This window comes from Hirschia baltica ATCC 49814 (genome assembly GCF_000023785.1).
Lineage (GTDB): Bacteria > Pseudomonadota > Alphaproteobacteria > Caulobacterales > Hyphomonadaceae > Hirschia > Hirschia baltica.
Genome location: NC_012982.1, coordinates 636095 through 655962, shown reverse-complemented (window position 1 = coordinate 655962; position 19868 = coordinate 636095). Strand labels below are relative to the sequence as shown.

The window sequence follows — 19868 nt, the reverse complement described above, 5'->3', positions numbered from 1 at the left end:
GCAATCATGTGCAAAGTGGATGCTAACACATCATAAAACCTTAACTTGGTGTAGCTGTACCTATAGTTCTGTAGGCGTGTGCTTCTATATTTTTCCATTTGTTAGAAACACAATATAACACACTGAAACAAAATGATTTAATCTAATTTTCGTGCAAATCTAGATAACTATTAATTCAATCAACCAGAAGGCCTATCTTGGTTAGATAGCACCCCTAATTCGATTATTGGACAGGCCTAATTCGCTGATTTAACCATTCTGCCATTGCTGATATGGGCCTGCTACACGGCTACCATTTGGGGCAATACACAATATCTTATAAACACCGCCCGCTTGCCCTGTTGGGCCAGGTAAAAGTCCAATTCTTTCAATCCACCCTCTCTCCTCAAGTCCTGCTATTGCAGCTCTAGCTGCCGTGTGTCCTGCGCGATATCTTTTGCTGATTTGAGTGTTGGTCAATCTTACTTCGTTGCCGACAACTTTAGAAAAGTCCATCAACACATCTTGCAATATTGTCCTCTGCAGAGGTGAAAGCGTTTTAAAAGAGTCCAAATGCCGCCACTCTGAATAAAAACGGGCATGGGCTGCATTCCCATTTAAATATATTAGCTTATTGCCCGCCTCACGAATGGGGACAATATCAGCACTCATTTTTGGCCTCATACAAAGCGCGTATCTCGTCTGCTTTCCAAACAGTGACGCGACTTCCTAGTTTTCGGGGTTTGGGGAAGCGACCATCTTTCACCCCAGCCCACCAAGTCGATTTAGACACTGGAATAGGGCCATAAGGCGCGATGATTTGCTTTAGGCGTACAAAGCCTGTCTCAGGGAATTCGTATGGGTCGTACATTGGCTGTCTCCGTATTAGTTGATACGTCAACATCCCAATTTGTGTAGCTACAGAATAGAGGGGGTAGTTACAGAAATACCGCCCTAGGTTTTAAGCTATAATTGGCTAGGTTATTTATAACAACTACAACCATAAAATTCTCAAAATTCATTATTGAACTGATTTAAAACGGAATTTCACCATCTAAGTCAGCAGAAAAATCCTCCCTTGGTCCTTCTATTTTAGGTACCGGTATCTCCTCAATCACTTTTGGAGCACCTCCAATTAGAGACCAATTCGCGATTTTTGCTATCTCTTCAATAGTGCTTTCTCTTGGTTTACCATCATCATCAGCTAACCCATACTCGTTTGCATGTAACCTAAGCCACCTTTGCAGATTTTGCTTTGGGCTTAGTTTGGTGTTGAATTGATCTTCTAATGCTTCCCAAGCTTTGACTGCAGCAGCCAGTTTAGGCGCATATCTATTGTTTGATTTATCGAGATATGCTGGACCAATAATACTTTCGGCGAAAAATGGACTTCTAAAATGCCTCCGACTTTTTAGCCAATCGACAAGATCATCTACTAAAACCATTGTCTGTTCGACATTAAATGATCCTTCAACCTCAAGAAACGAAATAGCATTCAAATCTCCAAATTGTTCTACGTTCCAAACATTTTGAGCATTTAATTTTTTACGACGAATTGCACCGCAGATAGCATTACGAGTTGCAAGATAGCCAGAAGGCTGATCGCTATGTCCCCATCCCTCAACATGTTCGAACTGTTCGGGTAGGTACCAATTAATTAACAGTGCAGAATCTTTTATAGATAGCTCTTCAGATAATCTCCAAACATCAAATTTATCTAAAAACACTATCCGATCCCAGCTATCCATTTGTCTCATTTCACCATCCCCGCTATCTCTTCTGCCCACCAATTACTCATTCGAATACGCTCTTCCCAATACTTGCCGCGATGATATGCGCGGCGGATTTCGTCTGAACCGACATGCGCTAACTCTGCTTCAATCGCGTCTGCATCCCATTTACCGCTTTCATTTAACAAGGTTGAAGCGCTCGCCCGAAAGCCGTGAGATACCATTTCCGTTGAGCTATACCCTATCCGCCGCAACGCTTGGTTCATTGTGTTTTCGCTAATAGGTTTGGCGCGCCCAATATCTGAACGAAACGCAAGCTCACAATCGCCCGACCATTCGTGAAGCTCTTTAAGGATGCTTATTGCTAGCGGCGGTAATGGCTTTTGATGTGGCCGCCGCATTTTCGTGCGTTCTTTGGGTATTTCCCAAACACCCTTTTCCAAATCAAATTCATTCCAGCGCGATAAACGCAGCTCCCCTGGACGGGGGTATAGAATAGCCATCAGCTTTAAAGCAGCACGAGTTGCAGGTGATGCGCCTTCATAGGACCAAACAGCTTTCAATAGCTCCTCAAAGGCCTTCCAATCCGTCACCGCCGCCCTATGCGTGACAGGGACTGCTATCAAAGCACCTTTAAGGGCAAAAGTAGGATCATAGTCCGCCCGCCCTGTTGCAATGGCATAGCGAAACACTTCGCCTATCAAGCCGCGCACGCGATGTGCCGTCTCGTAATTTCCCTTAGCTTCGATAACGCGCAACGCGTCTAACACTTCAGGCGATTTGATTTCAGCAACAGCCCTATGCCCCAAAGCGTCCTCAACCAGACTAAAGCACCATTTGATCTTAGTTATCGTTGAAGCAGCGCGTCCCTCTTTTACCTTTTTCTCAATAAGTTCGTTCTTCAGATTGCTAAAGGTATTTTGGGTTTCAGCGATTGCCTGTTTGCGCTCTTCGTTTTTCTTCACTTGTGGATCAACACCGTCGGCAATCAATATTTTGGCTTCAAGACGCTTTTCACGCGCCTTCGCAAGCGAGACCTCAGGGTATTTACCAAACGATAGAAGCTTTTGCTTACCGCCGAATCGATAAGCCATACGCCAAAGCTTTGAGCCTTTCGGATTTATCTCCAGATAAAGCCCACCACCATCAGCTTTCTTTAGCTGTTTATCGGTTGCACGTAACTTTTTGATTTGTAAGTCATTTAGGGGCATTTGTTGGTATATTTTATTTCAAAACTGCGTTGAATTGGGAATATACCAACAATTCTACCAACAAATGGGCTGGATACCAACACCCTTTGCCGGATAGTATCGGACAACAAACTTCGTGATTTTAGAGATATTTGATTGTTTTTATTGGTATTTTTAGATCATCTCGGATCAAGAAAAACAATTAAATGGTACGGACGGCCGGAATCGAACCGGCACGGCCTTACGGCCAACAGATTTTAAGTCTGGCGCGTCTACCAATTCCGCCACGCCCGCATCAAGGCGCATTGTTACCCAGACACGCATAAGAAATGCAAGGCATTTGTGTCATGAAAAAGCAGAAAAATGCATTTTACGCCAAGAACAAAGGTTTCACACACCCATCACACCGCATGATAAGTGGAATAATTGCTGTAAAAGTCGTTATCGACCACAAAATTCGTGAAGGACATCCCAAATGTCATATCCAGCCCTTTGACATAATGCCACCAACCAACTGGCAGGAATAACACATCTCCCGGCTCCAGAATACAATCCACCATTCCGGGGCGTCGTCCGGCCTCTGCATTTGCTGCGCCTTCAATATCGACGCTCCAATCTGAAAAACAATGCTGAGAATTACGCATACGGTCCACTTCAAACCCCGGCGCAAGCACAACTTGTTTGCGACCAGAAATTTGAAGAAGGAAATTATTGGTCAAATCATGATGAAATGGCGTCAAAGTTCCCTTTGGGCCTATCCATAAATATCCCGGTGTTTTGTCCGGTTGTAGATAGTCATCCAGCTGAATGATATCATCCCACAAAGGCGCTAATGCTTTGGCATTCGTGTTGCCATTATTTGCAGTAAGATAATAATTGTTTGTCTCTTCGCCTTTGCGAAGCAAGGCAATATATTCTCGAAAATGCATCACTTTTTTATGTGAAACACTATCAATTTCATAGCGCGCATTGGTGTCACGATCAAATTGCACTTCAATTTTCGCATCGCCCAGTTTTTCTTCAAAATAATCCAAACTCCAGCGCTGCATGGCTGGCCAATGGGAAACCATATTCTTGATCAATAAAGGGGTGTTAGTCGCATAATAATTTGCAAAAAATGCCTGAGGTGTCAGCTGATCTGCCTCAAGCGACAATATCTCTTTAGAATGGGGTTGGGTACGCCATAATTTTGCTTGGACATCCAGAAACCAGCTTCGTTTTTTGGCACGTTCAACATAGCGCTTTCCAGCATTCAGATACGGACTAGTCGCCGCTTTATTGACTTCAGATCTCGCGATAGATTGACCAAAGCCCTGCCCGATTAATGTTTGCACGATCTGGTCAGGCGCATACCCTGCTAACAAATATTCTGCGATCTGCTGCCTGACACCTTTATCAAGCTTGGGTTTAGACTGTATTTTTGCTGTTTGAGGTAAACGCGCCACTTCAACACCTATTCTTAAAATTCAGCTTACTCTACCTACACGATTGGCGCATGTTTTTAAACCGTATCAATGACGTGAAACTTCAGGGATTTTTCCCAATTTTGTCGCCAGCTCGATAAGCGCTTTTTCTGCGACTTCAAGCCTAACTTCATCCACACCGCGCACCACAAGCGCAACGCCAGAATCGCTATCAGTAAACCATGGATAGGATCCAAAGCTCAGATCCGGCATTTTCTCCGCCAATATGCCTAAATCAACAGCGATATCACCTTCTCTCAATCCATCTGCTCTTAAAGTGCGCCCATATACAATTGCACCGCCTTTTAAATTTGGACCGATATTATGTAGCATCGCTTTCATAATGCGCGGCACACCCGCCATCACATGCACATTTTCGATAATAAAACCCGGCGCACCAGAAACCGGATTGGGTATTAAGCGCGCACCATCGGGAATTCGCGCCATGCGCAGGCGGGCATCTGTCACTTCACTGTCTGTCTGCGCATACCAGTCTTCCAACACTTTGCGCGCATCATCACGCACACTAATGCCAACATTAAAGGCTTTCGCGATACATTCGGCGGTGATGTCATCATGCGTGGGTCCGATACCGCCTGTTGTGAACACATAATCATAAGCAGAGCTTAGCGCCCGAACAGACTCAATAATCGTCGCCGCATCATCTGCAATCACCCGCGCCTGCGCCACACGAATGCCAAGCGGAGAGAGAAAATCAGCAATCGTTTTCAGATTTGTATCCTGCGTCCGACCAGACAGGATTTCATCTCCAATAAGTAAAACACCAGCGGTAACATCTTGAAGGACTGAAGTTTCTGCTGGCATAATAAAATTCCTAAATTGAGCATTTGGTGTGTGTCACATAGCTGCATAACTGGCATTCTATGCATGTTCGTTTCATCGCAAGACTTGAACTTATATGCTATGACTGCCACCAAACAGATAATGAAATAAATTTTGCCTTTGATCTATGGCACATAGTGTCTACGTTAGAGACATGTCTACAGATCAGATATATCTTTGATTTGTTGGACAAATAGAAACATCGTACCGGAATACCCAAATAATGAATTACATCGACGCTAACACACTGCCTCTTCGCAATACTGGTGCTATCAGAATACATGGTCCAGAAGGGTTTGAAGGCATGAAGGCTGCTGGAAATCTATCCGCACGCTGCTTGGATATGTTGGTCGATGAAGTCAAACCCGGCGTCACCACAGGCCACCTTGATGACCTTGCCCGCCAATTCCTCTTCGATCATGGCTCAGTCGCCGCCACTATGATGTATCGCGGCTATAAGCATTCGCTTTGTACATCTTTAAATCATGTCGTTTGCCACGGTATCCCAACCCACAAAAAACCACTTAAAGATGGTGATATTCTCAATATTGATATCACCTCGCTCGTCGATGGTTGGCATGGCGACACATCTCGCATGTTTGTGGCAGGTGAAGCCAAGCGCAAAGCCAGCCGCCTGATGGATATCACCTATGAATGTCTAATGCGCGGCATGGCAGAAGTTAAACCCGGCGCAACAACAGGTGATATCGGCGCTGCCATTCAAGAATATGCAGAAGCTCAGCGCTGTTCCGTCGTCGAAGCATTTTGCGGCCACGGTCTCGGCAAGCTTTTTCATGATGCCCCAAATATCCTACACTATGGACGTCGCGGCACAGGACCAGAACTAAAAGAAGGCATGATTTTCACAATCGAGCCGATGATCAATCTGGGTAAAAAAGATGTCGCTCTTTTGCCAGATGGCTGGACCGCCGTGACACGTGATCGCTCACTGACGGCTCAGTTTGAACATTCCATTGGCGTCACGAAAGACGGGTTTGAAATTTTCACAAAATCTCCAAAGGGACTCGACACCCCGCACACATTATCGGACAAATAGTTCGATAGAGTTTGGGGAGACTGTCGACAATGAATGAGAACGCGAACACCAATTCTCAAGCAACCAATGGAGAAAAGCCCAATGGTGTTGAGGATGGTCTTGGCGTTCAATATTCATCCACTCCGCTTGTATCAAACACCCCTGCACAACCTGCAGCAAAACCTAAAAGCAAACCAGTCAAACATTATCACGGGCATCGCGACCGCCTAAGGGACCGCGTTTTGCAAGGCCATGGCAACACGCTGCCCGATTATGAACTGCTTGAATTACTGCTCTTTGCATTCATTCCTCGCCGCGATGTGAAACCTGTTGCCAAAGCTTTGATAGATAAATTTGGCGGCATATCTGGCGTGATGGCAGCCCCAATCAAACGCCTCAAGGAAGTGGATGGTATTGGCGAGACCTGTGCGACATATATCCAAGCCACCCATCTTCTCAATCAACGTTGCTCTTTGGAAGAAGTCAAAGCCCGCCCCATCATCTCCAACTGGGGAGCCTTGCTCTCGCATGTTCGCATTGCGCTTCAACATGAAACCGAGGAACAGTTTAGAGTATTGTTTTTAGACCATAAAAACCAACTCATCGCAGACGAACGCCAATCTCAAGGCACGATAAATCACGCGCCCGTTTATCCGCGAGAACTCGCCAAACGTGCATTGGAATTATCTGCATCCGCACTCATCCTTGTGCACAATCATCCATCTGGTGACCCCACACCATCGCGCGCTGATATAGATGTAACACGCGAAATTATGGATGCTTTCGAGCCATTAGAAATCACAATCCACGACCATTTAATCGTCGGCAAAAAAGGCATTACCAGCCTCAAAGCGAAGAATTTAATTTAGCAAATGCAAAATGGCAGTTTTTCGCCAAAAGCGGTATTTATTGAAATGTTACAAAAAACAATACAAAACAATGCATTAAATATTACTTGTATTTTTTAGCAGCTCTTCAACCGTCATTGGACGTCGGCCTAAAATATTTGCAAGTGTAGAATCAACTTGCGCAAACTCACCTTTTCTCGCAGCGATATATAAACCAAGTATTATATTTGCTGCACGAGCCGGTAGACCATTTGAAACCAAATTAGCACGCAATTCTTCATCTGGTAAAATATTGATTGGAATCAATTTTCCCGTTTCATTTGTGACTAATTCCAACAAATCTATAAAACTAAGGGCTTCAGGGCCAGTCAGCGGAGAAGTTGGTCCGCTTTTGTAACTTTTATCGCAAAGTATGATTGCAGCGGCTTCTGCTAAATCATCATGAGCGGTCCAAGAAATGGGACCATCTTTTGCAATTTCAAATGATCCCATTTTGAATGCTTTTGTAACCATACTGATACCGCTGGCACCATAAAAACCGTGCCGTAAAGCAATCCAATTTAAGCTGGAAGCTTTTAGCATTTTTTCGGTTTCAAAATGATCATGCATTGGTGGAAATGCGGAAAATTCACTTGCAGCCATATGGCTTGTATAGACAACCCGCTTCACTCCCACCTTCTGTGCAGCGTGGATTGCATTTTGGTGTTGGCTCAAAGGGTCCCCGCCATGGCTGCGGGCATTGGATGACACTATAAGTAATTGGCTCGCGCCTCTGAAAGCCTGGATCAAACTCTCTGGGTTCATGAAATCGCCATATCGGACGGTCACTCCCATATTAACAAGATCACCAACCTTGCTGGGGTCTCTGCATGTCGCGACTACTTGATTTGAAGGTACATATTGGAGAATTTTTTTAACGACAGCTCGGCCAAGTTGCCCGGAAGCACCACTTATAACAAACATTTGCACACCCTAAATTGTTATTTTAACAGAACATTATCAATGATAACATAAAAATGTTATCATTGATAATGTTTATCGGCAAGACACCTGTTCCAATGACGTAAAGATTAAGCTATCGTACCGTTCATGGATAAATTACTCTCCAATACCGACAAAAAAGATACGCGCACTCGCATTATCGAAGCGACAGTCAAACTGATTGATATAGGCGGGAAAACAGCTGCAACAACGCGCGCTATTTCAGAAGCTGCGGAAGTACAAGCCCCTACAATTTATAGACTTTTCAATGATAAACAGGGACTTTTGGATGCTGTAGCCAATCATCGCCTAAACTCATATATTACAGAAAAATCTATACGCCCGCGCCACTCGGATCCAATTCAAGATTTGCGCGAGGGTTGGGATATTCATGTTTCCTTCGGTCTCGCTAACCCTGAAATTTTTGAAATTCTATCTGGCAATGCAATGCAACAACAACACTCTTCAGCTACAGAAACCGGCCGCGGCCTCCTTAAAGAAAAAATAGCTGCAATTGCCAAAGCAGGAAAGCTCAAAACGAGTGAAGAAAGAGCTTTAAACCTTTTGACCTCTGTTGGAACAGGAACTGTCGCCACCCTGTTAAAACAACCCCAAGAGCATCGTGATTTAGGACTGATTGAAACAGCTCGAGAGGCTGTCATCTCGGCAATAACACATGAGCCTCAACACACAGAAAATGTAACACTCAAAAGCACTGCTATTACATTAAAAGCGTCTTTAAACCAAGCGACAAACCTTAGTAATGGCGAACGACTTTTGTTGACAGAACTTTTGGATAGAATAGCGAAATGACGTTATTTTAATCACCCACTTCCAACAATTAAGCCCCGCCATATTGCTATGACGGGGCTTAATTTTGTCTCACCTTAGATAAGGCGCAATCGGCTAGAATTAGCGGATTGAAAGACCAAGAGACTCAACTGTGCTCATTGTTAGGTATCCAACTGGAAGACCGTTTGCACGTTGGTATGATTCCATTGCAGTCAATGTTGCTGCGCCAAATACACCATCAGCAGGCACTGAATAACCAGCGTTTGTCAAAGCGCGCTGAACTTCAGCAATCTCAGCTGCAGATGTGTTTGTGTCACAAAGAACCTGACGCCATTCGATACCGCCGCCACCAGTGACTTCACGCTTTTCGATTGTTTTGTAAGTCGCAGGAATAGTGATCACTTCTTCACGCGCAGGTGATACCATTTTACGAACTTGAACTGTTTCAGTCACAGCAGGGATAATTTGCTCTACAACTTGCGCAGGCTGAGCAACCACTTGCTTTGTCACTGTTTCATAACGTGCAGGAATAACACGAACATCTGTTGTTTCAGGTGTTGCCACACGTGTACGTGTCACTGTTGTGTATTCAGCAGGCACTTCAACTTTACAAAGCAGCTCACCTGTTGTGGATGTTGCGTCGCCTGACGCAGGACCAAAACCAGCATTTCCACGGCCATAAAGACCAGCGCCTGGCTTCCATGTTGTGTAAGCTGGACGCACCAAAACTTGCTCAGTATAAGTTTCGATTTGTGCAGGAATGACGATTTTTTCTGTTTGCTCACCAGCCACAATAACTTGCTCTGTTACTGTTTCATAAGTCGCCGGAATGACAGAGAATTGAGTTGTTTCTTCTTTAACAACAACTGTTTCTGTTACCATTTCGTACTGAGCTTGAATAACTTTAATTTCAGTACGTTCAGGTTGGTCAACAACTTCTTCAGTTACAATTTGAGTTGTTTCTGGAATAAGCACGCGTGCGAAACATTGACCTGGTTGAGCTTCTGGTGGGTAACCAGCGCTTTGAGCGTTTGCAACGCCAGTTAAACCAACAACCGCGGCTGCGGAAAGCATAAGTGTTTTGGTAGCCATCTAGACTTCTCCCCTAGTTTCAAAAGCAGCACACGCTGCAAAAAATACCCGTCGGCTTTTACCCGACCCCCGTCTGAATATAATCTGAACGAATGTCGTTGCCGGCTTGGCATGCGCAAACCACATAGCCCCCATGAACCGACTCTAAGCCTTTTTCACATTAACCCAAATGCAAGCCTGAACCAGCATTTTTAGCAGTAAAGCCGGAAATTTTCTGAAAATTTCATCAAAATTACATACATGTATCGGTGGCTTAAAATTTTTATGACAAATAATTCTCCACAGGACTTGATACCCCGTCATATCTCCTGTTTTACAACAGCAGAGATTTTCAAACATGCTGTTCCTCAAGGAAATATAAAATGATCCCTCGTTATGCCCGCCCTGAAATGACTGCGATTTGGACCCCAAAGGCACGTTATGGTGTTTGGCTAGAAATCGAGACACTCGCTGCTGAAGCCATGGCAGAACTAGATATTATCCCCAAAGAAGCTGCAATCGCAGCCCGTGAGCGCGGCGACTTTGATGTAGACCGCGTGGATGAAATCGAACGTGAAGTTAAACACGATGTGATCGCATTTCTAACCTCTGTCGCTGAGCACGTTGGTGAAGAAGCCCGTTTCCTCCACAAAGGCATGACTTCATCAGACGTCCTAGATACATGTTTGGCTGTTCAGCTAAAACAAGCTTCTGACATTCTCTTGGGCGGCGTAGACCGTGTTCTAGCAGCTTTAGAAAAGCGCGCCATCGAGCACAAAATGACACCAACTATCGGGCGCAGCCACGGTATCCATGCAGAACCAACAACATTCGGCTTAAAACTCGCAGGCTTCCACGCGCAAATGCAGCGCAATCGCGAACGTCTGGAAGTGGCAAAAAAAGAAATCTCAACATGTGCAATTTCCGGCGCTGTGGGAACTTTCGCAAATATCGACCCACGCATTGAAGAAATGGTCGCTGAGCGCCTCGGCATGGTTGCAGAACCCGTATCAACACAAGTTATCCCGCGTGACCGTCATGCCGCATTCTTTTCAGCCCTTGGTGTGATTGCATCAACAATCGAAAATATCGCCACAGAAATTCGCCACCTACAACGCACAGAAGTCCTCGAAGCGGAAGAATTTTTCTCCGCTGGGCAAAAAGGCTCTTCTGCAATGCCACACAAGCGCAACCCTGTGCTAACGGAAAACCTCACAGGCCTTGCCCGCTTGGTGCGTTCATCAGTTGTGCCTGCACTGGAAAACGTCGCACTTTGGCATGAGCGTGATATCTCTCACTCATCTGTTGAGCGCGGTATCGGGCCAGATGCTACAATCCACCTTGATTTCGCGCTTCACCGTCTTGCAGGCGTAATCGAAAACCTCGTTATCTACCCTGACAACATGCTGGCCAACCTCAACCGTCTTGGCGGCTTACACAATTCACAGCGCGTTCTCCTTGCCTTGGTCGAAGCTGGCACATCCCGCGAAGATGCTTACCGTCTCGTTCAGCGCAACGCCATGCGCGTGTGGGATAACCCAAACCGCACAGAAGGTGATTTCATGAACTACCTTAAAGGTGATGAAGAAGTTTCCAGCAAGCTATCAGACGAAAAAATCGAAAGCCTGTTTGACCTTGGCTACCACTTCAAAAACGTAGACCATGTTTTCAAACGTGTTTTTGGCAAATAGAAGCTATTGATACGCACAAACGATATCAGGATGGTCACTTCAACATATATTCATCCTGCATTCTAAAATGTGCGTATAGATATAGTTCAGCCGCAGACCAACACTTCAAAGTATTTAGCATTTCAGGGTATTGTTTATGAAGACTATCAAATCATCGCTTCTAACCACATTCACCTTAGCAGCCACAGCCCTGATGATGTCCTTCACCTCTCCCGCAAGCGCGCAAGAAGTCTATCTTGTAAACCTGACGGCTGAGTGGTGTCCCAATTGTAAAATCCTAGACCCACGTATTGATCAGGCAGCAGACCGCTTCAAAGATGGCTCGGTTGAACGTGTAGAATTGGATTTCACCAATGGCGATACAATGTCGGAAGCCTTCAAGAAAGTGAATGGCACTTTCATCGCCGGTGTATTTGCTGATTATGCAGGCCTCACCGGCCTTGCTGTCCTCGTCTCTGCAGATTCTGGGGAAAAAATCGATTGCATCAATCGGACAATGTCGACAGATGCAATCGAAATGCAGATCGTTGCAGCCAGAGAAATTGTCCGCACGACGCCTATCGGAAAAAGAGAAACTGGCTCAATCATGTGTCCCGCACCTAATAAGCGGGTCCAGTAATCACTTGAAAGCCTTCACTCAACTTTAGTGTTAACCGACGTTTTGGCGTGCTTCATCCAGAATTTTTTGAAACCGTGAAGTCACTTCAACGCTACAATCCTCACGTCCAGCAAGACGCAAATCATCTTCAACATTCTTAAACGCATCGTTTCCAGCAATGCCTGAACGCACCAATGCTTCAGCGTAAACGGCAACACCCGGCGCACCTTCACCCATAAGCTCTTTAGCAGCCCATTCACCCAGCTGACGCAGGCTACGCGCCTGAACAAGAAACTCTGATGTTTGCTTATTCACGTATGAACCCTCTTCAGCGCGAGCTCGTGCTTGTAATTGCTTCATCTGGTGGCCCCTCCAAGGCTTATTATTTTCTCTGAAATACCACTTTTTTAGTAGTTTCTTTGTTTATGAATAACACAATAAAATTTAAGCCATGTGTGGATGAAACAGTCTTTTATAAAAAAAAGCGCCATAATCAGTTAACTATAAAACCCACTTCACGCGCCTATTATGAAAAAAGCCTCCCGATGAAAATCAGGAGGCTTTTAAAAATTAAACGGCTTACTTAAAGCCTTTATGTGGGAAGACTATTCTTCCTCTTCACCCATAAGCTGTGCTTTCGCGACGCTTAGCAATTCATCCATTTGTTTTCTGATTTGCTGTTCGCTACGATCTACATTTTTCGCTTCTAGATCAGCACGCACTTTGCGAAATACATCATCATCACCGACTTCTTCAAAGTCTGATTTGATCACTTCTTTTGCGTAAGCATCAGCATCAGCGCCAACCAAACCCATGAGGTCAGCGGCCCATAGTCCCAACAATTTATTACGACGTGCTGACGCTTTGAATCGTAGGCTCTCACTTTGAGCGAATTTAGCTTCAAAAGCTTTTTCACGCTTATCGAATGTTGTCATTGCGGATCTCCGGATATTATGAGCGCAAATTAATTATAGCAGTTTTGCTTCTATAGCCTACTCAATAGCTGTGGTTGACGCGACATAAAAGCAAGAATTTTGACGAAAAACATACAAATTTATTGTAAGACTCCGTTTCAAACAGAAAATGCGTGATATAGATCGCGACTCTGCTCATGCTATCCAATATAGAAAATCTTCTATAAGGGATACAGTATTCTCAGAAGTGACAAGATAACGCCTGCGTTTCGCGGGCACCTATCAGGAGTAAAACACGTATGGCGCGCGGCCGGAAAATCTACGAAGGTAAGGCGAAGATCCTATATGAAGGACCAGAACCTGGTACACTCATTCAATATTTCAAGGACGACGCAACAGCAAATAATGCTGAAAAACGTGCAGTGCTTGACGGCAAAGGTGTGCTTAACAATCGCATTTCCGAGTTAGTGTTCACGCGCCTTGGTGGCATCGGTATTCCAACACACTTTATCAAACGCATTAATATGCGTGAGCAATTGATCAAGCAGGTTGAAGTTATCCCTCTTGAAGTGGTCTGCCGCAATGTTGCTGCTGGCTCTATCGCCAAGCGCCTTGGCTTAGAAGAAGGCACGCAGCTGCCTCGCTCTCTTGTTGAGTTCTACTACAAAAAAGACGAGCTGGGCGACCCGCTTGTATCTGAAGAGCATATTGGCGCTTTTGGCTGGGCAACCGCTCAAGAAATAGACGACATGGTCTCCTTAGCTTTACGCGTCAATGATTTCATGGCCGGCATGTTTGCAGCAATCGGCATTCGTCTTGTCGATTTCAAAGTCGAATTTGGCCGCCATTATGAAGGGGATTCTTTCCGCACTATTCTTGCCGATGAAATCAGCCCTGATTCATGTCGCCTATGGGACATGGAAACCAATGAAAAACTAGACAAAGACCGTTTCCGCCGCGACATGGGCGGTGTAACAGAAGCCTATGCTGAAGTTGCGCGTCGTCTGGGCATTATTAAAGAGAATGAAAACGGAAGCGGCGGCGCTGAAATCGTTTCCATCAAGGGAGATAAATAGATGAAAGCGCGCGTACACGTAAGCTTGAAACCCGGTGTTCTTGATCCGCAAGGCAAAACTGTTGGTGATACACTTTCCCGTCTAGGCTTTTCCGAAGTGGGTGAAGTCCGCGTTGGGAAAATCATCGAACTCGAATTAGAAGATGGTCTAGAACCCTCTCATGCTGAAGCGAGAGTCAAAGACATGTGCGAAAAATTACTCGCCAATACTGTGATCGAAAAATACGAAATCGAACTGGCATAAGCTAGCGCCCTTTCAGCCCAACGAAGAAACAAGGCTCACAACGATATGAAATCTGCCGTTATTGTATTTCCCGGTTCCAATTGTGACCGTGACGCGCAAACAGCACTTCGCAAAGCATCTGGTCAGGAACCCAATATGGTCTGGCACAAGGATGCAAGCATTCCTGATGGCACAGACATAGTCATGGTGCCCGGTGGATTTTCATATGGGGACCATCTTCGTTGTGGCGCTATGGCGGGTAACTCCCCAATCATATCCGCACTTAAAGCCCATGCTGATCGCGGCGGGTATATTTTAGGTGTGTGTAACGGGTTTCAAATTCTGACTGAAACTGGTCTTTTGCCCGGCGCACTCATGCGCAACGCGTCTCTACACTTTGTTTGCAAACAGCAGACACTGATTGTGAACAATGCCAACACTGCATACACAGATAAGTACAAATCTGGTGAGAAAATCTCGATACCAATTGCACACCATGACGGCAATTACTTTGCAGATGAACACACACTCGACACACTAGAAGGCGAAGGTCGTGTGCCATTTAAGTATGACGGCAACCCCAATGGTTCAGCACGGGATATAGCTGGTATCACATCGAAAAATGGGCGTGTACTTGGTATGATGCCTCATCCTGAACGCGCAATTGGTGGACATGAAGGTGGTACAGATGGCCTTGCCATGTTTGAAAGTCTTATGCAGTCAATTTCTGTCAACGCATAAATAAAGCCGTATTTCTCACTTATCAGACGCACTAAAAGGTCGTTTTCAATGACTGCGCTAGAAGAATTATTGTCCATCTCAACACCTGCTCTAGGTCCAGATACGCACGCCCAAGGCATCAAAGATGAACCGCTTCAAAAGCTTCTAAAGCAGCGCAATGGATTTTTCGCACTAGAAAATGCGCTCTGGGTGTTTGCAGATGACAGTTTGCTTAATCTTCCCGGCCAAAATCACCCCACTATCGCGCAGTGGTCACGCCTATACCCAAAGACAGGCGGCGTAAGTTATGCCTTCGCTGTTGACGCGATTGGCTATCCTTTTTTCGTTTCGAATCAAGGTATTTTGCGCATGGATTTGGAAACCGGAAAGTTTGTCCGCGTTGCACATGACCTTGAAGGCTGGGCTGCGCGTATCCTTAAAGAATATTCTCGGATGACGGGCTGGCGACTATGTCATGACTGGCAAGATGTACACGGTGCCCTTCCAGTTGGGCATCGCTTATTTCCCAAAATGCCATTTGTGGGCGGCGGGCAAGAGACAGTCGAAAATATGGCCGCCATGGCACTCACAGACATGATCTCATTTTATGCAGATCTGGCAGAACAAATTCGGGCAATGCCAGAAGGCGGAGAGTTGGAAATTCGCCTCATTGAATAAGTAACACTTTGTTTTGTTTATTTATTCACGAATCGGCAATTCACCTGTTTCTTGAAATTCTTTAAATTCAAATTCCATCAAAATCTCAACACCAAACTTTTCGGCCGCTCGAATTTTCGACGCAGGAGCCGTTGGTCCACAAACCATAAAATCCAATTTTTTCGTCAATCCATTGTCGACCAGAAACCCCAAAGCAAAAGCTTCATCACCCAGTTTTTCTTTTAGTTCAGGGCTAAAACCAACAAAACACATGCGCAAACGCCGCACGGCAGGATCATGATTTTCATTCGTCAAATCGCGCAATTGTGCAATCGCTTCCCAAGCGTCTTCAGAACTCATTTGAGAAATGTCATCGGCCGCTAAGTCGGATTTCTTCGAAAGTATCAACCAAGGGTCTGGGGTATAGGTCATAAGGTCTCCTATTTTGTCGAATGGAAGACTTGATGCAATCCAAAAAAGTGTTTCCTACAGCAAGCGGTATTCAAAGCCAAACGCCAAGGTCATTTTTGTTGCAAATCACGCCCTTGAATGGCTAGCGCGTTCGGCCAGTTAATGCTAAATGGCGCGTCATGAACGATATCACACAAAAACTCCCCGCCCGCGACATTCAGTTGAAAATCCTTGAAGCGATGACAGCTGTTCAAAATGAACAAGATGCTGCTGATCGTGGTGTTAATGCTGAAGAGTATAAAGTTCTGCTGGATCGATTAGGTCGTGCACCAAATCGCGTAGAACTTGGTGTGATCGGTGAGATGTGGTCGGAGCATTGCTCATACAAATCATCCCGTATGCATTTGGCCAAATTCCCAACCAAAGGTGATCGCGTTATTCAAGGTCCCGGTGAGAATGCTGGTGTTGTTGATATTGATGATGGTCAGGCATGTATCTTCAAGATGGAAAGCCACAACCACCCTTCATTTATTGAACCTTATCAAGGTGCTGCCACAGGTGTCGGCGGTATCTTGCGTGATGTCTTCACCATGGGTGCGCGCCCTGTTGCGCTTGTAAATGCACTTCGTTTTGGTGAACCAACACACCCTAAAACACGCTCTCTTGTTGAAGGTGTAGTTGCAGGTATTGGTGGTTATGGAAATTGTGTAGGTGTACCAACTGTTGCCGGTGAAACCCAATTCCACAAAGGCTATAATGGCAATATCCTCGTCAATGCGATGGCTGTTGGCCTAGCTGACCAAGACAAGATTTTCTACGCTAAAGGCGCGGTCCCCGGCCGCTCTGTTATGTATGTTGGTGCCAAAACTGGCCGCGACGGAATTGGCGGCGCATCCATGTCGTCCGCAGAATTTGCAGAGGGTGATGAAGAAAAGCGCCCAACAGTTCAAGTGGGTGCCCCCTTCACTGAAAAGCTTCTTATCGAAGCCTGTCTTGAATTAATGGCAACTGATGCCATTGAATCTATTCAAGATATGGGAGCTGCAGGTCTAACTTCATCTGCTGTTGAGATCGCCGATAAAGGTGGCATCGGTATCGAAATGGATATGGATGCAGTGCCTCAGCGTGAAACAAACATGACCGCGTTTGAGATTATGCTTTCTGAATCACAAGAACGCATGTTGATGATTCTAAAACCGGGCCGCGAAGATGTTGCCAAAGCCATTTTTGACAAATGGGATCTAGACGCTGAAGTCATCGGAAAAACAACAGATACAGGCCGCTTTGTCCTCACTCAATTTGGTGAAGTTGTTTGTGATATCCCCGTGCCACCATTGGCAGAAGATGCTCCTAAATACGATCTTCCTTGGAATGAACCACAAGCGGCAACACCAGTTCCACGGGCAGATATCCCTACACCTGCAAGCTACGCAGATACATTAAAGGCCATGCTTGCTTTGCCAAACATGGCATCCAAACGCTGGATCTGGGAACAATATGATCGTCATGTCATGGGCGACACTGTTGATTCCTCTGAATCTGGTGGAGATGCAGCTCTTGTGCGCGTGCACGGCACGGATAAAGCCCTTGCCATCTGTTCAGACTGTAACCCTCAATATGTGGCAGCAGATCCATTTGAAGGCGGTAAGCAAGCCGTCGCTGAAGCCTATAGAAACCTATCTTCTGTCGGTGCAGAACCAATTGCCATCACAAACAATCTAAACTTTGGTAGCCCGAATAAACCAGATACAATGGGCTATATCGTCAAAGCAATCGAAGGCATGGCTGCAGCCTGTAAAGAGTTAGATTTCCCTGTCGTCTCTGGAAATGTATCCCTGAACAACCAGACAGACGGCGTCGCCATTCCACCAACGCCTGTTTGCGGCGGTATTGGTCTTGTCAAAAACATTGGACAAACCACAACAGCGACTAAAGCACGCCTAGGCGATGTGTTGATGATGATTGGTGATGTTGGCACACACCTTAATGCCAGCCTGTATTTACGTGAAATAATAGGCCGCGAAGAAGGCCCGCCACCACCTGTTGATCTAGCAACAGAAAAGCGTCGCGGTGAATTTGTACGTACACTTATCAAAGCCCGCCTCGTAACTGCATGTCATGATATTTCTGATGGCGGCCTTGCATGTGCTGCCGCTGAAATGGGGCTTGGCTGCGGTGTAGGTGTCGCCCTTAATAATGCCATGCTGGAAGAAGATATTGATCTTTTAGCGCATTATTTTGGTGAAGATCAGGGACGCTATTTATTGGCAATTTCACCAGGCAATGTGCCTGATGTTATGGCCAAAGCACTAGATGCCAACATCCCCCTAACGCCTATCGGCCAATTTGGCGGAGATAGCGTACAGCTTGGCGATCAATCCGTATCTCTTGCAGATCTACGCGCAGCTCATGAGGGCTGGATGCCGGAATATATGGCTAGTCTAAACTAAGGTAAATTCTGGTCTTCCCTTGTTTGGCAAAGTCAGCCATCCTACCCAATGACACCGGTGACACAAATTGGGGAAGATATAGACATGGCATTGAATAGACGCGACTTACTATCCGCAGGAGCATTGGGCCTAGCAGGATCAACTCTTAGCGGCTGCATTTCAAATCCATCATTAGCGCCGCCTCAATCTGCATCCACCTTACTGGCCAGCATTGATCCAGAACTACGCCCAATCGCGAAGAGTTTTCTTGATAAATACGAAAGCGGTGAGCGTAGTCGTGTTTCTGCTGCAACCTTAATGGAAAAACGCGGCGATATGAGCTGGCTTGAGACAATACAGCCCAGTCAATCCCCCGGATATGATGTTAAACTAATTCCCGGTGTTGCAAATGGCCCCGATGTCCCAATCCATATAGTTTATGATGATACACAAGGCCCTAAACCAGCCATCATTTATATGCATGGGGGTGGGTATGTTTCAGGCCACTCCAAAGGCTTGATAAAGCGTTTCAATTCCCTAGTGAAAGACTTCGGCTGCGTAGTCATTGCACCTGAATATCGCCTAGCACCTGAAACTACATTTGAAGGGTCTGTGAACGATAATTATTCGGCGTTATTATGGACCTTTAAAAACGCTGATCAACTTGGCATTGATCGCAATCGTATAGCTGTTATGGGCGGTAGTGCTGGCGGCGGGCATTCAGCCCTACTCGCGCTCGCAGCGCGTGATCGCGGTGAAGTGCCTTTATGCTTCCAATGCTTGATTTATCCAATGTTAGATGACCGCACTGGTACAAATTACAGCCCGAATCTTGGGCGCGGCGGAATTGTTTGGTCAGAAGCTGAAAACAATTTTGGATGGACGTCTTTTCTAGGCGTACCAGCTGGCGGAAAAAACGTACCAATTGCAGGTGTACCAGCCAGAAGAACAGACCTCAAAGGACTGCCACCAACCTTTATCGGCACAGGATCAGTTGATTTATTTGCAGAAGAAAACATCGCTTATGCAAAAGCACTTATCAAAGCCGGTGTTGAAACAGAATTATATGTATCTCCGGGCGGCTTTCATGCCTTTGATAATATCGCAGCAAACACGCGATTGGGACAAACCTTTAACAGTGCCAAGCGTGATGCATTAAAACGTGCATTCACAACATAAAAGCGGCATCTGAGATCTCAGACACCGCTTCTTCTGAT

Annotated in this window: 22 protein-coding genes and 1 tRNA gene; 11 read left to right on the top strand and 12 right to left on the bottom strand. The window is 45.7% G+C overall.

Features of this window, described 5'->3' with window-relative positions; all coding sequences use genetic code 11:
* Positions 1-249: 249 nt before the first annotated feature.
* From HBAL_RS03120 to HBAL_RS03090, 7 genes are all read right to left on the bottom strand, one after another.
* Complete coding sequence (locus HBAL_RS03120; protein ID WP_015826473.1) at positions 250-651, bottom strand: hypothetical protein; 402 nt, start codon at positions 649-651, stop codon at positions 250-252.
* Positions 641-850 carry a helix-turn-helix transcriptional regulator gene (locus HBAL_RS03115; protein ID WP_015826472.1) on the bottom strand — a complete coding sequence of 70 codons (210 nt, stop codon included), beginning with the start codon at positions 848-850 and terminating at the stop codon, positions 641-643. The genes HBAL_RS03120 and HBAL_RS03115 overlap by 11 nt, the downstream gene beginning before the upstream one ends.
* Before the next feature lie 163 nt (positions 851-1013).
* Positions 1014-1736 carry a hypothetical protein gene (locus HBAL_RS16250; RefSeq protein ID WP_015826471.1) on the bottom strand — a complete coding sequence of 241 codons (723 nt, stop codon included), beginning with the start codon at positions 1734-1736 and terminating at the stop codon, positions 1014-1016.
* Positions 1733-2920, bottom strand: coding sequence for a tyrosine-type recombinase/integrase (locus tag HBAL_RS03105; RefSeq protein WP_015826470.1), 1188 nt, complete (start codon positions 2918-2920; stop codon positions 1733-1735). Before HBAL_RS03105 ends, HBAL_RS16250 begins: the two co-directional genes overlap by 4 nt.
* Positions 2921-3106: 186 nt before the next feature.
* A tRNA-Leu gene (locus tag HBAL_RS03100) sits at positions 3107-3193 on the bottom strand.
* A gap of 107 nt (positions 3194-3300) precedes the next feature.
* Positions 3301-4344, bottom strand: coding sequence for a cupin-like domain-containing protein (locus HBAL_RS03095; RefSeq protein ID WP_015826469.1), 1044 nt, complete (start codon positions 4342-4344; stop codon positions 3301-3303).
* Between the two features lie 66 nt (positions 4345-4410).
* Positions 4411-5187 carry a competence/damage-inducible protein A gene (locus HBAL_RS03090; RefSeq protein WP_015826468.1) on the bottom strand — a complete coding sequence of 259 codons (777 nt, stop codon included), beginning with the start codon at positions 5185-5187 and terminating at the stop codon, positions 4411-4413.
* A gap of 238 nt (positions 5188-5425) precedes the next feature.
* Here HBAL_RS03090 and map point away from each other — a divergent pair, with 238 nt between their 5' ends.
* Both map and radC read left to right on the top strand, forming a co-directional pair.
* Positions 5426-6262 (top strand): type I methionyl aminopeptidase, encoded by an 837-nt coding sequence (gene map, locus HBAL_RS03085; protein ID WP_083773106.1) that lies wholly within the window; start codon positions 5426-5428, stop codon positions 6260-6262.
* Between the two features lie 29 nt (positions 6263-6291).
* Positions 6292-7110: a RadC family protein gene (gene radC / locus HBAL_RS03080; protein ID WP_015826466.1), complete on the top strand. Its 819-nt coding sequence runs from the start codon at positions 6292-6294 to the stop codon at positions 7108-7110.
* Between the two features lie 75 nt (positions 7111-7185).
* On the opposite strand, the gene HBAL_RS03075 is transcribed toward radC, so the two are convergent.
* Positions 7186-8052 carry an NAD(P)H-binding protein gene (locus tag HBAL_RS03075; protein WP_015826465.1) on the bottom strand — a complete coding sequence of 289 codons (867 nt, stop codon included), beginning with the start codon at positions 8050-8052 and terminating at the stop codon, positions 7186-7188.
* A gap of 126 nt (positions 8053-8178) precedes the next feature.
* Between HBAL_RS03075 and HBAL_RS03070 the strand changes: the two genes are divergently transcribed.
* Positions 8179-8883, top strand: a complete 705-nt coding sequence (locus HBAL_RS03070) for a TetR/AcrR family transcriptional regulator (protein WP_015826464.1) — start codon at positions 8179-8181, stop codon at positions 8881-8883.
* A gap of 99 nt (positions 8884-8982) precedes the next feature.
* Here the strand turns inward: HBAL_RS03070 and HBAL_RS03065 are convergent, their stop codons facing one another.
* The gene (locus tag HBAL_RS03065) at positions 8983-9954 is read right to left on the bottom strand and encodes a peptidoglycan-binding domain-containing protein (protein ID WP_015826463.1); all 972 of its coding nucleotides are present in this window, start codon (positions 9952-9954) and stop codon (positions 8983-8985) included.
* 362 nt (positions 9955-10316) lie between these two features.
* Here HBAL_RS03065 and purB point away from each other — a divergent pair, with 362 nt between their 5' ends.
* Together purB and HBAL_RS03050 are read left to right on the top strand one after the other, a co-directional pair.
* Positions 10317-11624, top strand: coding sequence for an adenylosuccinate lyase (gene purB, locus HBAL_RS03055; protein ID WP_015826462.1), 1308 nt, complete (start codon positions 10317-10319; stop codon positions 11622-11624).
* 136 nt (positions 11625-11760) lie between these two features.
* The gene (locus HBAL_RS03050) at positions 11761-12243 is read left to right on the top strand and encodes a TlpA family protein disulfide reductase (RefSeq protein ID WP_015826461.1); all 483 of its coding nucleotides are present in this window, start codon (positions 11761-11763) and stop codon (positions 12241-12243) included.
* A gap of 30 nt (positions 12244-12273) precedes the next feature.
* On the opposite strand, the gene HBAL_RS03045 is transcribed toward HBAL_RS03050, so the two are convergent.
* The gene (locus HBAL_RS03045; protein ID WP_015826460.1) at positions 12274-12582 is read right to left on the bottom strand and encodes a DUF1476 domain-containing protein; all 309 of its coding nucleotides are present in this window, start codon (positions 12580-12582) and stop codon (positions 12274-12276) included.
* A 245-nt stretch (positions 12583-12827) separates the two neighbouring features.
* Positions 12828-13157, bottom strand: coding sequence for a DUF1476 domain-containing protein (locus HBAL_RS03040; protein ID WP_015826459.1), 330 nt, complete (start codon positions 13155-13157; stop codon positions 12828-12830).
* A 278-nt stretch (positions 13158-13435) separates the two neighbouring features.
* Between HBAL_RS03040 and purC the strand changes: the two genes are divergently transcribed.
* From purC to HBAL_RS03020, 4 genes are read left to right on the top strand one after another with little or no spacing between them, the layout of a single operon-like run.
* Positions 13436-14212 carry a phosphoribosylaminoimidazolesuccinocarboxamide synthase gene (gene purC / locus HBAL_RS03035; protein WP_015826458.1) on the top strand — a complete coding sequence of 259 codons (777 nt, stop codon included), beginning with the start codon at positions 13436-13438 and terminating at the stop codon, positions 14210-14212.
* A complete protein-coding gene (gene purS / locus HBAL_RS03030; RefSeq protein ID WP_015826457.1) occupies positions 14213-14455 on the top strand; it encodes a phosphoribosylformylglycinamidine synthase subunit PurS in 243 nt (80 codons plus the stop codon).
* A 45-nt stretch (positions 14456-14500) separates the two neighbouring features.
* Positions 14501-15175 carry a phosphoribosylformylglycinamidine synthase subunit PurQ gene (gene purQ / locus HBAL_RS03025; RefSeq protein WP_015826456.1) on the top strand — a complete coding sequence of 225 codons (675 nt, stop codon included), beginning with the start codon at positions 14501-14503 and terminating at the stop codon, positions 15173-15175.
* A 48-nt stretch (positions 15176-15223) separates the two neighbouring features.
* On the top strand, positions 15224-15832 hold the full coding sequence (locus tag HBAL_RS03020; protein WP_015826455.1) for a hypothetical protein: 609 nt from the start codon (positions 15224-15226) through the stop codon (positions 15830-15832).
* Between the two features lie 21 nt (positions 15833-15853).
* Here HBAL_RS03020 and HBAL_RS03015 read toward each other — a convergent pair whose 3' ends face one another.
* On the bottom strand, positions 15854-16243 hold the full coding sequence (locus HBAL_RS03015; RefSeq protein ID WP_015826454.1) for a BRCT domain-containing protein: 390 nt from the start codon (positions 16241-16243) through the stop codon (positions 15854-15856).
* Between the two features lie 158 nt (positions 16244-16401).
* Between HBAL_RS03015 and purL the strand changes: the two genes are divergently transcribed.
* Both purL and HBAL_RS03005 read left to right on the top strand, forming a co-directional pair.
* Complete coding sequence (gene purL, locus HBAL_RS03010) at positions 16402-18672, top strand: phosphoribosylformylglycinamidine synthase subunit PurL (protein ID WP_015826453.1); 2271 nt, start codon at positions 16402-16404, stop codon at positions 18670-18672.
* Positions 18673-18756: 84 nt separating this feature from the next.
* Positions 18757-19830: an alpha/beta hydrolase gene (locus HBAL_RS03005; RefSeq protein WP_041301859.1), complete on the top strand. Its 1074-nt coding sequence runs from the start codon at positions 18757-18759 to the stop codon at positions 19828-19830.
* The last annotated feature ends 38 nt before the right edge of the window (positions 19831-19868 follow it).

Bases quoted from the DNA above. Each gene is read 5' to 3' on its own strand.
- radC (WP_015826466.1), top strand. From the start codon at position 6,292: ATGAATGAGAACGCGAACACCAATTCTCAAGCAACCAATGGAGAAAAG.
- HBAL_RS03045 (WP_015826460.1), bottom strand. From the start codon at position 12,582: ATGAAGCAATTACAAGCACGAGCTCGCGCTGAAGAGGGTTCATACGTG.
- HBAL_RS03050 (WP_015826461.1), top strand. From the start codon at position 11,761: ATGAAGACTATCAAATCATCGCTTCTAACCACATTCACCTTAGCAGCC.
- HBAL_RS03040 (WP_015826459.1), bottom strand. From the start codon at position 13,157: ATGACAACATTCGATAAGCGTGAAAAAGCTTTTGAAGCTAAATTCGCT.
- HBAL_RS03005 (WP_041301859.1), top strand. From the start codon at position 18,757: ATGGCATTGAATAGACGCGACTTACTATCCGCAGGAGCATTGGGCCTA.
- HBAL_RS03115 (WP_015826472.1), bottom strand. From the start codon at position 850: ATGTACGACCCATACGAATTCCCTGAGACAGGCTTTGTACGCCTAAAG.
- HBAL_RS03090 (WP_015826468.1), bottom strand. From the start codon at position 5,187: ATGCCAGCAGAAACTTCAGTCCTTCAAGATGTTACCGCTGGTGTTTTA.
- HBAL_RS03105 (WP_015826470.1), bottom strand. From the start codon at position 2,920: ATGCCCCTAAATGACTTACAAATCAAAAAGTTACGTGCAACCGATAAA.
- HBAL_RS03015 (WP_015826454.1), bottom strand. From the start codon at position 16,243: ATGACCTATACCCCAGACCCTTGGTTGATACTTTCGAAGAAATCCGAC.
- HBAL_RS03065 (WP_015826463.1), bottom strand. From the start codon at position 9,954: ATGGCTACCAAAACACTTATGCTTTCCGCAGCCGCGGTTGTTGGTTTA.
- purC (WP_015826458.1), top strand. From the start codon at position 13,436: ATGGCGCGCGGCCGGAAAATCTACGAAGGTAAGGCGAAGATCCTATAT.
- purQ (WP_015826456.1), top strand. From the start codon at position 14,501: ATGAAATCTGCCGTTATTGTATTTCCCGGTTCCAATTGTGACCGTGAC.
- HBAL_RS03075 (WP_015826465.1), bottom strand. From the start codon at position 8,052: ATGTTTGTTATAAGTGGTGCTTCCGGGCAACTTGGCCGAGCTGTCGTT.
- HBAL_RS03120 (WP_015826473.1), bottom strand. From the start codon at position 651: ATGAGTGCTGATATTGTCCCCATTCGTGAGGCGGGCAATAAGCTAATA.
- HBAL_RS16250 (WP_015826471.1), bottom strand. From the start codon at position 1,736: ATGAGACAAATGGATAGCTGGGATCGGATAGTGTTTTTAGATAAATTT.
- HBAL_RS03020 (WP_015826455.1), top strand. From the start codon at position 15,224: ATGACTGCGCTAGAAGAATTATTGTCCATCTCAACACCTGCTCTAGGT.
- purB (WP_015826462.1), top strand. From the start codon at position 10,317: ATGATCCCTCGTTATGCCCGCCCTGAAATGACTGCGATTTGGACCCCA.
- HBAL_RS03070 (WP_015826464.1), top strand. From the start codon at position 8,179: ATGGATAAATTACTCTCCAATACCGACAAAAAAGATACGCGCACTCGC.
- purS (WP_015826457.1), top strand. From the start codon at position 14,213: ATGAAAGCGCGCGTACACGTAAGCTTGAAACCCGGTGTTCTTGATCCG.
- purL (WP_015826453.1), top strand. From the start codon at position 16,402: ATGAACGATATCACACAAAAACTCCCCGCCCGCGACATTCAGTTGAAA.